The organism is Acidimicrobium ferrooxidans DSM 10331, assembly GCF_000023265.1.
GTDB lineage: Bacteria > Actinomycetota > Acidimicrobiia > Acidimicrobiales > Acidimicrobiaceae > Acidimicrobium > Acidimicrobium ferrooxidans.
This window is the reverse complement of sequence record NC_013124.1, coordinates 382,887-397,777: the sequence shown is the minus strand read 5'-3', so window position 1 is coordinate 397,777 and position 14,891 is coordinate 382,887. Positions and strand designations below refer to the sequence as shown.

Annotated in this window: 14 protein-coding genes and 4 tRNA genes; 4 read left to right on the top strand and 14 right to left on the bottom strand. The window is 67.6% G+C overall.

Going from position 1 to position 14,891, the window contains the following annotated elements; translation table 11 throughout:
- Nucleotides 1-22: 22 nt before the first annotated feature.
- The 8 genes from rplK to AFER_RS01970 all read right to left on the bottom strand — a co-directional run bounded on the left by rplK (nucleotide 23) and on the right by AFER_RS01970 (nucleotide 2,787).
- Complete coding sequence (gene rplK / locus AFER_RS02005) at nucleotides 23-454, bottom strand: 50S ribosomal protein L11 (protein WP_015797856.1); 432 nt, start codon at nucleotides 452-454, stop codon at nucleotides 23-25.
- Between the two features lie 126 nt (nucleotides 455-580).
- Entirely contained in the window at nucleotides 581-1,312 is a 732-nt protein-coding gene (gene nusG / locus AFER_RS02000; RefSeq protein WP_015797855.1) for a transcription termination/antitermination protein NusG, read from the bottom strand.
- A gap of 43 nt (nucleotides 1,313-1,355) precedes the next feature.
- The gene (secE, locus tag AFER_RS11465) at nucleotides 1,356-1,616 is read right to left on the bottom strand and encodes a preprotein translocase subunit SecE (RefSeq protein WP_015797854.1); all 261 of its coding nucleotides are present in this window, start codon (nucleotides 1,614-1,616) and stop codon (nucleotides 1,356-1,358) included.
- 78 nt (nucleotides 1,617-1,694) lie between these two features.
- Nucleotides 1,695-1,767: transfer RNA gene (locus AFER_RS01990), tRNA-Trp, on the bottom strand.
- Between the two features lie 16 nt (nucleotides 1,768-1,783).
- On the bottom strand, nucleotides 1,784-2,323 hold the full coding sequence (locus AFER_RS01985; RefSeq protein ID WP_015797853.1) for an RNA polymerase sigma factor: 540 nt from the start codon (nucleotides 2,321-2,323) through the stop codon (nucleotides 1,784-1,786).
- A gap of 116 nt (nucleotides 2,324-2,439) precedes the next feature.
- Complete coding sequence (rpmG, locus tag AFER_RS01980; protein WP_015797852.1) at nucleotides 2,440-2,604, bottom strand: 50S ribosomal protein L33; 165 nt, start codon at nucleotides 2,602-2,604, stop codon at nucleotides 2,440-2,442.
- A gap of 32 nt (nucleotides 2,605-2,636) precedes the next feature.
- Nucleotides 2,637-2,710, bottom strand: a tRNA-Met gene (locus AFER_RS01975).
- 4 nt (nucleotides 2,711-2,714) lie between these two features.
- A tRNA-Thr gene (locus AFER_RS01970) sits at nucleotides 2,715-2,787 on the bottom strand.
- A 58-nt stretch (nucleotides 2,788-2,845) separates the two neighbouring features.
- On the opposite strand from AFER_RS01970, the gene AFER_RS01965 reads away from it, so the two are divergent.
- On the top strand, nucleotides 2,846-3,346 hold the full coding sequence (locus AFER_RS01965) for a GNAT family N-acetyltransferase (RefSeq protein WP_015797851.1): 501 nt from the start codon (nucleotides 2,846-2,848) through the stop codon (nucleotides 3,344-3,346).
- Here the strand turns inward: AFER_RS01965 and AFER_RS11460 are convergent.
- From AFER_RS11460 to AFER_RS01950, 3 genes are all read right to left on the bottom strand, one after another.
- Nucleotides 3,236-3,988: a DNA-3-methyladenine glycosylase family protein gene (locus AFER_RS11460; protein ID WP_015797850.1), complete on the bottom strand. Its 753-nt coding sequence runs from the start codon at nucleotides 3,986-3,988 to the stop codon at nucleotides 3,236-3,238. The two genes, AFER_RS01965 and AFER_RS11460, sit on opposite strands and share 111 nt — an antisense overlap.
- Nucleotides 3,979-5,547: a polyprenol phosphomannose-dependent alpha 1,6 mannosyltransferase MptB gene (gene mptB, locus AFER_RS01955; RefSeq protein WP_015797849.1), complete on the bottom strand. Its 1,569-nt coding sequence runs from the start codon at nucleotides 5,545-5,547 to the stop codon at nucleotides 3,979-3,981. Before mptB ends, AFER_RS11460 begins: the two co-directional genes overlap by 10 nt.
- 113 nt (nucleotides 5,548-5,660) lie before the next feature.
- Nucleotides 5,661-5,743 (bottom strand) — tRNA-Tyr (locus AFER_RS01950).
- A gap of 28 nt (nucleotides 5,744-5,771) precedes the next feature.
- Here AFER_RS01950 and AFER_RS01945 point away from each other — a divergent pair.
- The 3 genes from AFER_RS01945 to AFER_RS01935 are packed head-to-tail and all read left to right on the top strand — an operon-like array spanning nucleotide 5,772 to nucleotide 9,868.
- A complete protein-coding gene (locus tag AFER_RS01945) occupies nucleotides 5,772-6,266 on the top strand; it encodes a YajQ family cyclic di-GMP-binding protein (RefSeq protein ID WP_015797848.1) in 495 nt (164 codons plus the stop codon).
- 1 nt (nucleotide 6,267) lies between these two features.
- A complete protein-coding gene (locus AFER_RS01940) occupies nucleotides 6,268-9,084 on the top strand; it encodes an MprF family protein (RefSeq protein ID WP_015797847.1) in 2,817 nt (938 codons plus the stop codon).
- Entirely contained in the window at nucleotides 9,077-9,868 is a 792-nt protein-coding gene (locus AFER_RS01935) for an SDR family NAD(P)-dependent oxidoreductase (protein ID WP_015797846.1), read from the top strand. Before AFER_RS01940 ends, AFER_RS01935 begins: the two co-directional genes overlap by 8 nt.
- Before the next feature lie 17 nt (nucleotides 9,869-9,885).
- Here AFER_RS01935 and AFER_RS01930 read toward each other — a convergent pair whose 3' ends face one another.
- The 3 genes from AFER_RS01930 to nuoL are packed head-to-tail and all read right to left on the bottom strand — an operon-like array spanning nucleotide 9,886 to nucleotide 14,885.
- Nucleotides 9,886-11,457 (bottom strand): NADH-quinone oxidoreductase subunit N, encoded by a 1,572-nt coding sequence (locus AFER_RS01930; RefSeq protein WP_015797845.1) that lies wholly within the window; start codon nucleotides 11,455-11,457, stop codon nucleotides 9,886-9,888.
- Complete coding sequence (locus AFER_RS01925; protein WP_015797844.1) at nucleotides 11,454-12,992, bottom strand: complex I subunit 4 family protein; 1,539 nt, start codon at nucleotides 12,990-12,992, stop codon at nucleotides 11,454-11,456. Before AFER_RS01925 ends, AFER_RS01930 begins: the two co-directional genes overlap by 4 nt.
- A 15-nt stretch (nucleotides 12,993-13,007) precedes the next feature.
- On the bottom strand, nucleotides 13,008-14,885 hold the full coding sequence (gene nuoL, locus AFER_RS01920; protein ID WP_015797843.1) for an NADH-quinone oxidoreductase subunit L: 1,878 nt from the start codon (nucleotides 14,883-14,885) through the stop codon (nucleotides 13,008-13,010).
- Between the last annotated feature and the right edge of the window lie 6 nt (nucleotides 14,886-14,891).

Sequence of the window (14,891 nt, the reverse complement as noted above, 5' to 3'; positions counted from 1 at the left end):
GCGACCTCGTCCTCTTCTCTCGCTAGCCCTCGACCACGGCGATCCCCATGGATCGCGCTGTGCCCTCGACCTGGCGCATCGCGGCCTCGAGGTCGTAGGCGTTCAGGTCTGGCATCTTGACCTGCGCGATCTCGGCGACCTGAGCACGCGTCACCGTACCGACACCTTGACGGCGATTCTGGGGTGATCCCTTGTCGACGCCGGCAGCCTGCTTGAGCAGCTCGGTGGTCGGGGGTGTCTTGAGCACGAAGCTGAACGAGCGATCCTCGTAGATGGTCACCTCGACCGGGATCACCTGTCCCCGCTGGGCCTCCGTGGCAGCGTTGTACTGCTTGACGAACTCCATCGTCTGGATCCCGTGCGGGCCGAGCGCCGTACCCACAGGCGGCGCTGGCGTCGCAGCACCGGCCGGCAGGTTGATCTTCACCACCGCGGTTACGCGCTTTCTCGCCACCGAACGACTCCTTCGTCACTACCGTTTCGTCACAACCGCCGCGCACCTGGCGTCACGAACCCATGACGCCCCACACGGGACACGAACCGACAACTCTACCAGTCGGCCCCTGCCACTCGACCGGGCCTAGGCCTTCGACACCTGCGTGAAGTCGAGTTCCACCGGCGTCTCTCGACCGAAGATGTTGAAGAGCACCTTCAGCTTGAGCTGATCGGCGTTCACCTCGGCCACCTCGCCGACGAAGTCCGCGAGCGGGCCCTCCTTGACGCGCACCGTTTCGCCGATCTCGAACTCTTGCGTCGAGCGCCGTTGTGGCTGCGGGCGCAGCTCCTCCGGCGTGGCGAACGAGAACATCGCCTCGACTTCCTTGCGGCTCAGCGGCACCGGCTTCGATCCCGATCCGACGAACGAGGTGATGCCGGGGGTGTTGCGTATGGCGGACCAGACCTCGTCGTCCATCTCGGCCCGTACGAGCACATACCCAGGAAAGACCTTGCGCTGCACCTTCACTCGTCGCCCGTTCTTGAGCTCGGTGACGTCCTCCATCGGGATCTCCACCTCGAAGATGCGATCCTCGAGGCCGAGCGAGCGGATCCTCGTCGCGAGGTTCTGGCGAACCCGGTTCTCGTAGCCGGAGTAGCAGTGGACGACGTACCACTCGCCCGGACGATCGTACGGAGAATCCTCGGCAGCGCTCACGTCGTCATCACCGCTGCCCTTGGGGTCCGTCGCCTCACCATCGTCGCGGCTCTGCACAGCTGGCGCGTCAGCGGATGCGACCTCGCGGCTCTCCGCAGCTCGGTCGTCATCGTGGACCAGCGCGGGCTGGTGCGTCGATTCCATCTCCTCGGGGCTCACCTTGCCTCCATCGTTGTCGATCGTCACGGGATCGCGACCTGCGCTAGCCGTAGAGCAGCGACACACCCTTGGCGAACACGACGTTCAGCAAGAAGATGAGCGCTACCACGAGGACGAGGGTCACGAAGACCACGGTTGCATAGCTCCGCAGTTGGCGCCGAGTGGGCCACTCGACGGCACGAAGCTCCGTCCGCACCCCCTGCAGGTACCGCCGGATACGGCCCTTGCGTGGCTCCCCGGAGCCCTGCGCCATCCGTCGAGCCAGCTCCTGGCGGTCGCGCGTGGCGCCCTGCTGGCGCGCCATGAGGCGCCTCGTCTCCCGATTCACAGCTCCACCCTCAACGATCCGTCTCGCGCCGCGTGAACCACCACCCAGCACGTGCAGGGCAGGAGGGACTCGAACCCCCAACCGCCGGTTTTGGAGACCGGTGCTCTACCAATTGAGCTACTACCCTTCGCCGCCGAACGAGCTTACCAGTCCCCGCGCTTGGGAGACCCCACCGAGGCTCTGACGGCTCCCTCGTCGTCGAACTCCTCATCGGCAGCCAGAAGGGCCAACAGGCGACGCCGTGCTCGGTGGAGGCGGACCTTGATCGCATTCTCGCTCGCACCGAGCTCGGCGGCCACCTGCGCCACACTCAGGCCAGCGAGGTAGCGCAACGTGAGCAACTCGCGATCGGCCTCCCCGAGTCGGGCAAGGAGCGCCACGACGTCGATGTGCTGTGCCACGAGATCGGCGGCCTCGAGAACCTCGCCCGAACGAGCCGGGACGATCTCCGCTTCGTCCAGCACCGTCTCGCGCGCCCGCATCCGTCGCATCCGACGCAGGTGCGACCTGGCCGCGTTGACGACGATCCGGTAGACCCACGTCTCGTAGCGCGAGGCGCCGCGAAAGCGCTCGAGCGACCGGTACACGTTCAGGTACGCGTCCTGGAGCACGTCCGACACCGCCTCGGCATCGCCGACGATGCGGGACGCGACACGGGTGCTCATCGCAAGGGTGCGATGCACGACCTCGTCGAACGACGGGCGTAGGTCCCCAGCCCGCGCACGGACCTTGGCGAGGGACTCTTCGAGGCCCGGACGGAGCTCAGCGGCCCGAGCACGAACCCGAGTCAGCGCGGGACCTACCTGGTCTCGCGATGGAGCGTGTGGCGGCGATCCCACCGGCAGTACTTGCGCATCTCGATCCGGTCGCGGTCGTTCTGCTTGTTCTTCGACGTGATGTAGTTGCGACGCTTGCACTCCTCGCACGCCAGCGTCACCTGCACCCGCCGTTCGTTCTTCGCCATCGATCCTCCTACCAGCGCTGGACGGTCCGTAGTAGCGGCGGTCGGACTCGAACCGACGACCCCACGATTATGAGCCGTGTGCTCTAACCAACTGAGCTACGCCGCCACGGAGCCCCCTGTCGGAATCGAACCGACGACACCAGCCTTACCATGGCTGTGCTCTGCCGACTGAGCTAAGGGGGCGAGTTCCAACCATGATAGCGAGCGAGCCTCGGGGCCGGACAGCCTCTACCGTAGACCCGTGCCCGACGATGCGCTGATCCTTCGTCCTCTCGTTCCAAGTGACGCCGAGGCGACTCGTCGCATCTACAACCATGCCGTCCTGACCACGACCGCCACCCTCGACATCGAGCCGCGCACACCCAGCGAACACGAGCGCTGGGTCGACGACCACCTCGGCATCTACGTCTGCTTGGTCGCCGAGCTCAACGGGGACGTGGTCGGCTTCGCCTCGATCTCGCCCTACCGACCGCGCGCAGGCTACGCCTCGACGGTCGAGGACTCGATCTACCTCGACCCCACGGCCCAGGGGCGTGGCATCGGCACACGGCTCCTCACCTCACTCGTCGACACGGCCGCCGACCTCGGCTTCCACGCCTGCATCGCCCATATCGTGGCCGATCACCACGTCTCACGGTCGTTGCATGCGAGAGCGGGGTTCGAGCTCGTCGGCATCCAACGCGAGATCGGCCGCAAGTTCTCTCGCTGGATTGACCTCGCGGTCATGCAGCGGCTGCTCTAGTACCGACGCGGCCCCGCACGCGTCATCCTGCCACCACCACAGCGCAGCGACCGAGCGCCACGGCGCCCAGGGCTCGGCGAGCCGCTCGGCGACGCCCCGATCCTCGGCACCGGGATGACGTCGCGCGAGCGCCCGGCGCAACGCAAGGTCGCCGATCGGCCACACATCCAGGTGACCGAGCGCGAAGATCGCCACCATGTCGGCGCTCCACGGGCCGATCCCGCGGATCGCGCGTAGCGCACGATGTGCCTCGTCCGGCGAGAGTGCCCGGAGTCCCTCGAGGTCGATGGTGCCCGTCACCACGTCGCGCGCGAGCGCTCGGAGCCACCGCCGCTTCGATCCCGACAACCCGGTCGCGGCCACCTCGGCATCGGTCAGCGCGACCATCACATCGGCATCGAGCGCCCCCATCGCCTCCAGCCGAGCCACGAGGCGCCTCGCCGCAGCGGCGCTGATCTGCTGATAGGTCACGACCTCGACGACGAACCCGAAGAGGCCAACCTCACCCGGCGCCTCGAGACGCCCCGGATCGAAGCCCCGGCGCCCCACGACCGGTACGCCGTAGGCCTCGAGGAAGCGCGCCATCAGCGGGTCGCGTTCGCTCAGGCGGTGGGCCGCGTCGACGAGGCTCGTCAGCTCCACGGGAGCAGACGAGCCAGCGGCGTCCGCCCGACGAGCTCCTCGACCCGAGCCTTGGCGCCATCCAGGGTCTCGCTCCAGAAGCCCATCACATGGCCCCAGTGTCGACGCACGACCACCCCGAGGCCGATGTAGCCGACCCACGCCAGCACGGTCGGTAGGCCGAGCAGATCGATCGGCAGCGCCGAGACCGTGACGAGCACCAGAAAGCCCGAGGTCAGCTCTCCCGCACCGATCGCGAGCACGACGATGGCCCACGTGAGATACCACGGCCAGATCACCGGACCGAGCGCGACGGTCGCGAGGAGCACGATCCCCAGACCCCGCAGCAGGGTCTCGCGACGCGAACCGAGCAACACGATCGCAGCGACCGCCAGCAACACGGCGTCGCCGAGATCGCGCAACACGCTGATCACACCCGAAGGACCGATGCCGAGCCCGACGGCGTGCGCCAACCAACCGACGCCGTAGCCAACGGCGACGATCGGATCCTCGAAGCTGTAGACGGAACCCGGCGTGCTCAGTGCCGGGAGCCACCCCATGCCGAGCCCGGTCACGACGCCGAGTGCCCACAACAGCGCCGCCGCGATCACGAGCGCGACGATCGTCGTGCGAATGCGCTCCCCGATCGACGTACGTTCGCTGCTCCAGTGATAGCCGAGGAAACCCACGGCGATGATCGCCGGGATCTTCACCGCCGCCCCGAGCGCGACGATCACGATGCCCACGAAGCGCCGGCCAGCGAGGAACTGGTCAATACCGAGCAGCATGAGCGCGACCATGAACGCGTCGTTGTGGCCCGCGGAGGCCAGCGTGTAGAGAAAGACCGGATTGAGCGCCGTCAGCGCGAGGGCGAGCGCCTCGTTCGCACCGAGCCGACGTGCGATACGGCTGACGGCGACCCCGGACACCGCGACCGATGCCAGCGCCAAGAGCCGCAACAGCACCACCGAGATGAGCGGTGAATGCCCGGCGATGGTCACGAGACCGGCATCGACCGCGAGAAACAGTGGCCCATACGGCGCCGGAGCGTTGCCCCAGAGCGGGTCCACGGTCGCGAGGAAGGGGCTCGTCCCGAGCAGATTGGGGCCACCATGGTACGGGCTGATCCCTTGGGTGACCATCTGGCCCTGGGCAGCGTACGAGTAGACGTCTCGTGAGAACAAGGGGCCAGCGATCATGAGGGGAACGACCCACAGCGCGAAGATGACCCACCAGGCGCGCGGCAGCGACCCGGCGCGGGCAAGCCTCACCAACCGCACCCAGGCCACACCGCTCAGGATCAGGCCGAGGTAAACCGCTGCCTTCGCGAGCACCTCGACGAGGACCGAACCGGGGTGCGGCACCGACGAGACACCGAGAAACCATGACCCCGGGACCTTCGAGGTGAACGGCGAATTCGGCTGCAGCGACCCGAGGAAGACCAAGATGGAGCCGAGCAAGCCGGTCTCGACTGGCTCCACTGAGTCGACGAACTCGGAGATCCGCGCCCCGAGGATCCGTGCCTGACGCACCGCACCAGGAGCCGAGAGCTGAGCCCGACGAGTGAGCGAGGACTTCACGACAGCAGCTTCCTCCACGTTGGTCGCGCTGGCGCCAGCTTAGCCGCCTCGTGAGCGGTCGGAAGCGACACGACGTCGCCGCGCACCATCGAACCAGGCGCGCTGGACTCCAGTGGGCCGGGAGGGATTCGAACCCCCGTAGGCGTACGCCGGCAGATTTACAGTCTGCTCCCTTTGGCCGCTCGGGCACCGACCCTGGACGGTCACAAGAGTAGTCTGAGCACATGCCGTCCTTTGACGTCGTCTCGGAGATCGACCTGCAAGAGGTGCGCAATGCGGTCGATCAGGCGTCGCGCGAGGTGACGACTCGCTTCGACTTCAAGAACACCGGCTCGTCGATCAACCTCAACGATCGAGAGCTCACCATCACGCTGAACTCGGAGACCCCCGACCGGCTGCGGGCACTCGCGACCGTCCTCGAGGAGCGGCTCGTCAAGCGCGGTGTCTCGCTCAAGGCGCTCGATCGAGGCCCGATCGAAGAGGCCGCGCGAGGTACGCAGCGCCAGGTGATCCGCCTCGTCGCAGGCCTGAATCAAGATCGAGCACGAGCCGTCACGGCCGCGATCAAGGCCGCTGGGATCAAGGGCGTCCAGGCGCAGATACAGGGCGAGCAAGTCCGAGTCACCTCGAAGAAGCGTGACGACCTCCAGAGCGTGATCGCCCACCTCCGCGAGCACATCACGGACTTCCCGGTACAGTTCACGAACTTCCGAGACTGAGGTGGAGTCGGCGCCCCTCGAGGTGCGCCTCGCGCCCGGCGCGCGCGTCGTCGTCCTCGGCAATCTCGACCTCCACGATCGGCGCCCAGGCCCCGATCGTGACGAGCTCGCACGCATCATCGGGGAGCTCGAGCCCGATGACCTGCTCGTCCTCGCTGGGCGCGTCACCGCACCCGAGCCGAGTCTCGACCCACGCTCCGCACTCGGGCACCACCACGACGTCGTCGACCTGCTCACGAGCGCCCGCGCACGCACCGTACGCATCACCTCCGTGCGCGACGAGCCTCTGGCAATGGGGGCCGAGGTAGAACACACCGCCGAGCTGATCCTCCTCGGGCCAGGGCCCCGCGGCCATCGCGTCCGCATGAAGCCGGTCGGCACGGATCTCGCACGACGGCGCACGCTCGAAGCGCTCGAACGACTCCCAGGCTTCCGTGGCGCTGCCTGGCTCGATCCGGCCGCCTCCGTGACCCACTTCGTCGTGGCGCGTTCGTTCGCACGGCGTGCACGCATGCTCGCGTTGTGGGTCTTCGTCCCGCTCGTCCTGCTCGAGCTGGCCCGGCTGCCGTTCGTGCTCAGGGCCGCACCGCTCGTCGCACACCTCCACCACCAGGCATCGCGCCACATCGCCCTCGTCGCGAGTTTCCTCGTCCTCGATGCCCTCATCGTGCTCCTTGCCAGCGTCCTCGCTTCGCGGTCGGTGACCCACCTCATCGAGGAGCCGATGGAGTCGATGGTGAGCGCACTGGCCACCAACCAAGCCGCGCGTGATCTGTTCGAGAGCCTCCCACCGCACACCTCGCTCATCGCCGCCCAGGCCGAGCTCGCCGAACTCCAACACGACGACGACGCCTTCCTCGCCTCGCCAGGACCGACCACGGCCGTGCTCACGCCCGTTGCCGGCAGAGGTCTGCTCCCCACCCGCTACGAGCCCATGTACCACACGACGTGGATCGAGCTCGAGGTCGGCGCGGTCGTGCGCGCCTACCTGCGCCGGACGCGCCGTCGCGTTCGCCCGCCGAACGCGCTCTCGCGCCTGCTCTGGCCCGATCAGGCCCTCCTCGATCATCAGGTGACGCTCGCGGGCGCCCCTGACGGCGGTTCGTGGCCCCCCGCGCCCAGGCTCGCCTCCGAGACCTCGCTCACGGTGCGCCGTGTCGGGGGACTTGCGGTCAGCGTCGCCGGTCTCGTGGAGGTGATCTCGGCGTTCGCACCCCCATTGGCACGACACCTGTCGATCGTCACCACACTCTTCCCTACCCTCGGACCGATCCCTCGCTACGCCGACGCGATCTCGGCGGCCGCCGGCACGCTGCTGCTCGGCATCGCCCAAGGGCTCCGAGCCGGTCAACGACGGGCGTGGCGGATCGCCATGGTGGTCCTCGCAGCAGCGGTCGCCTCCAACCTGGTCCGCCGCAGCGACCTCATCACGACCGGCCTCCTCAGCCTCGCGCTCGTCGCGCTGGCCATCTGGCGAAGCGCCTTTCGACAACCCGCCCCCAGGGGCCGACGAGTGTGGAGGGCACTCTCGGTCGTGGGCGCCGGCGTCTTGGTCGTCCTCGTCGCCGAAGTCGTCGCGATCGGCGATGCCCTCGTACACCATGCACCTCTCCGTCCCCTCGCGGCCCTCGGAGGGATCATCGGCACCGTGCTCGGTCTTCCGGTTCAAGCACCGCCGCCATTCGCGGTCGGTGAGTTGCAAGACGCACTCACGCTGGTCGGCGTCGCACTCCTCGTCCTCATCGTGTGGCGCCTCGTGGCACCCGTGCGCGATCGCCTCAGCGCGCAGCTCGCCTCCCTCAGAGCGCCCCGCAATCCCGCACAGATCCTGCGAGCCCACCCACAGAGCACACTGGACTACTTCGCGCTGCGCTCCGACAAGGAGCACCTCGTGCGTCATGGCGGCCTCGTGGCCTACGGCGAGTTCGGCTCCGTCGTCATCGTCTCCCCAGACCCCATCGGAGCGACCGCCTCGGCACGCCTCGCCTTCCTCGAGCTCTTCGAGGCCACGTCTCGCGCCGGGAAGGCACTGTGCGTCCTCGGGGCGAGCGAGACCTGGAGCGAGTGGTACCGCGAGGTCGGCTTGCATCCCCTCTACCTCGGTGACGAGGCGATCGTCACGCTCGGTCAACTCGACCTTGCCGGCAAGCGCCACAAGAGTCTGCGCCAGGCAGTCAATCGGATGCGCCGTTACGGCTACCGCGTGCGGGTCGTCGCTCCGCTCGAGCTCACCGAAGAGGAGCGGCGCGACGTGCTTCGCGTCATGAGCGAGTCACGCCGCGGCGGCCGAGAACGCGGGTTCTCGATGACGCTGGGGCGCGTCTTCGACCCCCGCGACACCGACGTCCTCATGAGCGTGTGCACAGGACCCGACGGCCGGATCGTCGGGTTCGTGCAGTGGGTCCCCGCGCCGAGCATCGAGGGCTACTCGCTCGACCTGATGCGTCGCGACCTCGGCAACCATCCGAACGGCATGTTCGACCTGCTCATCGTCGAGACCATGACGCAGCTCCAAGCCCGCCACGTCAAGGCGATCAGCCTCAACTTCGCTGCAATGCGGGGCGTGCTCGCCGGTGAACGCGGCGGCGAACTCCTGAGCGCCCGAGTCGAGCGCTGGGTGCTCGATCGGCTCTCGTCGAGCATGCAGATCGAGTCGCTCTGGCGCTTCAACGCGAAGTTCGAGCCCCGCTGGGAACCCCGCTACCTCGTCGTCGACGCCTACGAGCACCTCGCCGCGATCGCGATCGCCGCAGCACGCGCCGAGTCACTCTGGGACCTGCCGCTCGTCGGACGCTTCCTGGCGGACCCCCATGCATGAGCGCTGGCGACTCGACGGATCGGTCGCGGTCGTGACCGGGGCCGGGTCTCCAACGGGCATCGGGTTTGCGATCGCCACCACGCTCGGCGAGCTCGGTGCTCGCCTCGGCCTGATCAGTCGCTCACCGAGGATCTTCACTCGACGCGACGAACTCATCGAACGAGGGATCGACGCGGTCGCATCCACCGCCGACCTCACCGTCGCGGCCGAGGTCGCAGAGGCTGCCCACTCCATCACCGCGCGCCTCGGTCCTCCCGCGATCGTCGTCGCCAACGCCGGCATGACCGCCGTCGGGGACCCGGAGCGCCAAGGCGCCCTGTGGAGCCTGCCAGAGGACACCATCACGCACGAACTCGATCGCAACCTCCTCAGCGCCGTGCTCACCGTCCGAGCCTTCGCACCGACACTGCTCACCCACGGCGCGCGCGGACGGGTGGTCCTCGTCGGCTCTACGACTGGCCACGTCAACGCCACCGTGCACAGCGCCCTGTACGCTGCCGCCAAGGCCGGCCTCGTCGGTCTCGCGCGCTCACTCGCGCTCGACCTCGCCCCAGCCACCATCAACGTCGTCGCGCCAGGCTGGATCGCCACGGGGTCACAGACGCCCGACGAACGAGCTGCCGGTCTCGCCAGCCCGCTCGGGCGATCCGGCCTTCCGACAGAGGTTGCCGACGTCGTCGCCTTCCTCTGCCTACCAGCAGCGAGCTACGTCTCGGGTTCGGTCATCGTCGTCGATGGTGCGAACAGCGTGATGGAGGACCGACGCTGGCCCCAACCCGACTGAACCTCACCGACTGAGTCTCACAGGATGTGTGCTCTCCCGACGAGGCTGAGGACGAGGGTCGGCACCACGCCAAGCACGATGGTGGCGCCCACCGAGAGCACCACACCGCCCCAGGCCGTCGCCACGGCGACGCGCTCGCTCGGGCTCGGGCGCTGCGTCACGGCAGATCGCCCGTCCTCGACCTGCGCCCCGGCGATCGCCGGTACGACGCTCGACTCCCTGTCCCTGCCGTAGAGGGCGAGGACGACACGCAGGTAGAACGCTGCAGCGACCGCGGCACTCAACATGGCGACGATCGCGATCCAGGTCTCCCCGGCAGCGATCACCGCCTCCACGACGGCGAACTTCGCCAAGAAGCCGGTCGTGAAGGGCGCTCCGGCTTGCGCCACGAGCGTGATGGCGAGCGTCACCGCGATCGCAGGATGCTCACGCGCAAGGCCACGGAGATCATCGAGCGAGCACAGCCCCTCGTCGAGGCCTCGAACCCACTGCGCCAACGAGAGCGCGCCGAAGCTCCCGACGACGAGGATGCCATAGGTGCCCACGTAGAGGAGCGCCGCGCGAATCCCCACCGCGCTCGCGGCATAGACACCGAGGAGGATGAAGCCGGCATGGTTGATCGACGAGTACGCCAACATCCGCTTGACGTCGCGCTGGCGCAGGGCGAAGAAGGCGCCGACCGCCAGTGAGGCCACTGCCAACGCCGCCACGAGTGGGCCCCAGAGCGAGGCCTGGGAGGCCAGCGCGCCATCGAACACGCGCACCAACGCGGCGAACGCGCCGATCTTGGCCAGTGCTGCCATGAACCCGGTCACCGAGGTCGGCGCCCCTTGATAGACGTCAGGGCTCCAGGCGTGGAACGGCGCAGCGGCCACCTTGAAGCCCAGCCCGACGAGCACGAGTGCGATGCCCCCCAGCAGCACGCCGTTGTGGATCAGGTGGTCGGCGGCCAAGAACCCTTCGATGCGGACGAGATTCGTCGATCCCGTCGCACCATAGATCAAGGCGATGCCGTAGAGCAGCACCGCGGAGGCAAAGCCGCCCATGAGGAAGTACTTGAGCGCCGCCTCGCGCGCCACCCCGTCACCCACACGGAAGCCGACGAGAACGTACAGCGAGATCGAGAGGATCTCGAGCCCGAGGAAGACGACGAGCAGATCGTTCGCCTGTCCCATCACCACGGCACCGCTCGCCGCGATCAGGCTGAGTGCAGCGTACTCCGGGCCGCCGTGCTCGCGCTGCACGAAACTCGGCCCGATGAGCAGCGCGACCAGGGTCGCTGCACCGACGATGATGGCGACGACGAACCCGAAGCCATCGGAGGCCAACGCACCCGCCACCGCGAGGGAGGCGCCGTGTGCGTCGACGTGGAGCAGGCCTGCCGTGGCCACCACGATCTCGCCCGCGACCGCGACGAGCGCCAGCCAACGATAGAGCTCGGGCCGCCGTGCGCGCACCAGGAGCGCCGACACCAGCAGGACCACGAGAGCTCCGCCAAAGAGCACGAGCGCTGGACCGATGGTGAGGTAGCTGATGCGAGGCAGCACGATCGGCGTCTGGGACACGATGCTCGCCAACAGGACGTTCATGGCCGCACCCCCGGGGTGAGCGTCGAAACCACAGCGGTCGGCGTGGAGGATGCCACCGGCAGTGGCGCCCGATTCGCGCGTGCCACGATCGCCGAGGTCGCTGGGTCAATGGCCGACAGCACCGGCCTCGGGTAGACCCCGAGGAACACGATGATCGCCAGGAGCGGCGCGATGAGGGCGACCTCGCGCCACTGCAGGTCGTGTACGACCCGGTCCTCGGACGGTGCGCGGTGGAAGACCCGCTGGTAGGCCCAGAGGAGATAGGCCGCCGAACCGACGACGCCGGCCACCGCCACCACCGCCCACCAGCGATGGGTCACGAACGTACCGACCAAGATGAGGAACTCGCCGACGAAGCCGTTCAGGCCAGGCAAGCCGGCTTGCGCCATGACCACCACGGTGAAGGCTCCCGCGAGCACCGGCGCGTGCCGCTGGAGTCCGCCGAGCCGCGAGGCATCGAGCGTGCCGGAGCGGTCGTAGATCATGCCGAGTAGGAGGAACATCGCCGCGGTGTAGATCCCGTGGTTGACCATCTGCAGGACCGAACCTGCGAGACCCTCGGTCGAGAACGCAAAGATCCCGAGGACGATGAACCCCATGTGCGAGAGCGACGAGTACCCCACCAGCCGACCCAGGTGTCGCTCGCCCGCCGCCACGATCGCGCCCCAGAGGATGCCCGCGACCGCCAGGGTGAGCATGAGCCACGCGAGCTGTCTCGACGTGCCGGGGAACAACCCGAGGTCGAAACGCACGATGCCGTAGCTGCCGAGCTTGGCCATGACGCCAGCGACGATCACCACGGCAGGGATCGGAGCCTTCGCGTAGGTGTCCGGTGACCAGGTATGGAACGGAAAGATCGGGGTCTTCACGGCAAAGGCTGCCGTGAAGGCCAAGAAGAGGAGCAGCGACGTGCTCGCAGCCAGCCGCGTGTGCTCGAGGGCGGGCAACGCGAACGTCAGGTTCCCCGTCTGGTGGTCATGGATGACGACGAGCGCAATGATCCCGACGAGCAGCAGCGCGCTCCCCGCGAACGTGTAGACGAAGAACTTGATGGCCGCACGCCCCGACCCGAGGAAGCCGAAGTCCGCGATGAGGAAGTAGGCCGGTACCAACGACAGTTCGAAGAACACGAAGAAGAGCAGGAGGTCGAGCGAGACGAACGAGCCCATGCACGCCGCCTCGAGCAGGAGCATCCACCCGACGTAGGCCCGAACGTCGGTGACGCCCTTGATCGCCGCCATCGCGATGACGAAGAGCACCGCCGTCATGATGACGAGCACCAACGAGATGCCGTCAGCGCCGAGATACCAGTGCACGCCGAGCGCACCCATCCAGCGCAGGTCCTGGGTGTCTTGGAAGCCTGGAGCACCGATGTGGAACCGCACCGCGAGCAGGACGGCGATGCCGAGCTCCACGATCGACATGGCGATCCCGAAGGCACGGACCAACCAGGCCTGCTCCCGCGGCAACGCCATCATCGGTACGATCAGCGCCCCGATCACGGGGACAGCGACCAACCAGTCGAGCAGCGTCATGCCTCTTCCGCCTCTCTAACGTGTCGCCACTGCGAGCACGTAGCCCATCACCACGACGATCCCGGCCACCATCAGCAACAGGTAGCTGCGCACGAGCCCGGTCTGTACCCGTCGGCCCAGGCCACCGATTCGCCGAGCTGCCCACGCGACGCTCATCACCGCGCCATCGATCACCTTCGGATCGACGACCTCGTCCGCCTCGAGCGCGAGCTCGGTCATCGGACGCGCGATGACGCGGTCGTAGGTTGCATCCACGTACCAACCGCGCTGGAGCACCATCGGCTCGAGCTCGGGCCGACGCCACCGATGGCCCCAGAGCTGCCACGCCAACCCGACGCCGAGGAGGCCGGCGACCGCATCGGTCGCAAGCAGCGCCGCCCGAGCGACGCCCGACAGATGCACGGCAACGAGCGAAGGGCCGAAGACCGGCGCCAGGAATCGATCGAGGAAGTCCAAGCTCCCGAAGGGCAGGTTGATGAGCCCTCCGAGCACTGCGGCCACCGCCAGGACCACCAGTGGCACCGTCATGACTCGGGGCGACTCGTGTGGGCTCCGCTCGCCGAGGACCTCCTGGTAGCGCGGCTCGTTGTAGAACACGACGTAGACGAGTCGACCCATGTAGTACGCGGTGAGCACGGCGGTCACGACACCGATCGCCCACAGCACCGGCTGGTGGGCAAAGGCTGCCTCGAGGACCGACCCCTTCGAGAAGAAGCCGGAGAACGGAGGTACCCCCGCGATCGAGAGCCACGCGAGGATCATGGTGACGGCCGTGATCGGCATGAAGCGACGGAGCGCACCCATACGACGCACGTCCTGCTCGCCATCGAGCGAGTGGATGACCGAACCGGAGGCAAGGAAGATCAACGCCTTGTAGAACGCGTGCGTCACCATCAGAAACAGCGCCGCGACGTAGGCACCGGTCCCGATGCCGAGCATCATGTAGCCGAGCTGCGAGACGGTCGAGTACGCGACGATCTTCTTGATGTCGTGCTGCGAGGTCGCGGCCATCGCCGCGACGAAGGCCGTGATCGCGCCGATCCACGCGATGACCGTGGCGGCGTCATGGGCGGGAGTCACGAACGCCGACAGACGCGCCATCAAGAAGACACCTGCGGTCACCATGGTCGCCGCATGGATCAGTGCCGACACCGGTGTCGGGCCCTCCATGGCGTCCAGTAGCCACACGAACAGCGGCAGCTGGGCAGACTTGCCGACCGCTGCCAGGAAGAACAGCAGCGCGACCGCCTCGAGCGTGCCGCTCGAGAGCCGATGGGCTTCGGGCAGGATCACCGAGTAGCTCACCGAGTGCAGATGGTCCACGATGAGCGCCGTGCCGAGGATGAAGCCTGCATCGCCGATCCGATTGACGATGAACGCCTTCTTGCCGGCGCTCGCAGCCGAGGGGCGCTCGAACCAGAAGCTGATCAACCAGTAGGAGCACGCGCCGACGCCCTCCCACCCGAGGAAGGTCAGTGGCAAGTTGTTCGAGCTCACCAGCACGGTCATGGAGAAGACGAACAGGTTCAGATAGACGAAGAACTGGTGGAACCTGGGGTCTCGATGCATGTAGCCGATCGAGTAGAGGTGGATCAGTGACGAGACACCGGTCACGAAGAGCACCATGAACACGGTGAGTTCATCGACGCGGAAGGAGATGTGCGCCACCAAGGGGCCAGCGCGAAACCACGTGAACAGGCGGACGACCGCGACCCGCTCGTCGGCCGGTCGTGCCAGCACGACGCCCCAGAGCGCGAGCGCGGCGACGAACGACAGCGTGGTCGCGATGGTACCGACCCAACCAGCGCGCGGCTCGCCGATGCGCTTGCCGAACGCAAGGAGCACGAGGAAGCCAAGGAGCGGAAACCCGATGACAGCGGTGATGAGATCCATGCCGAC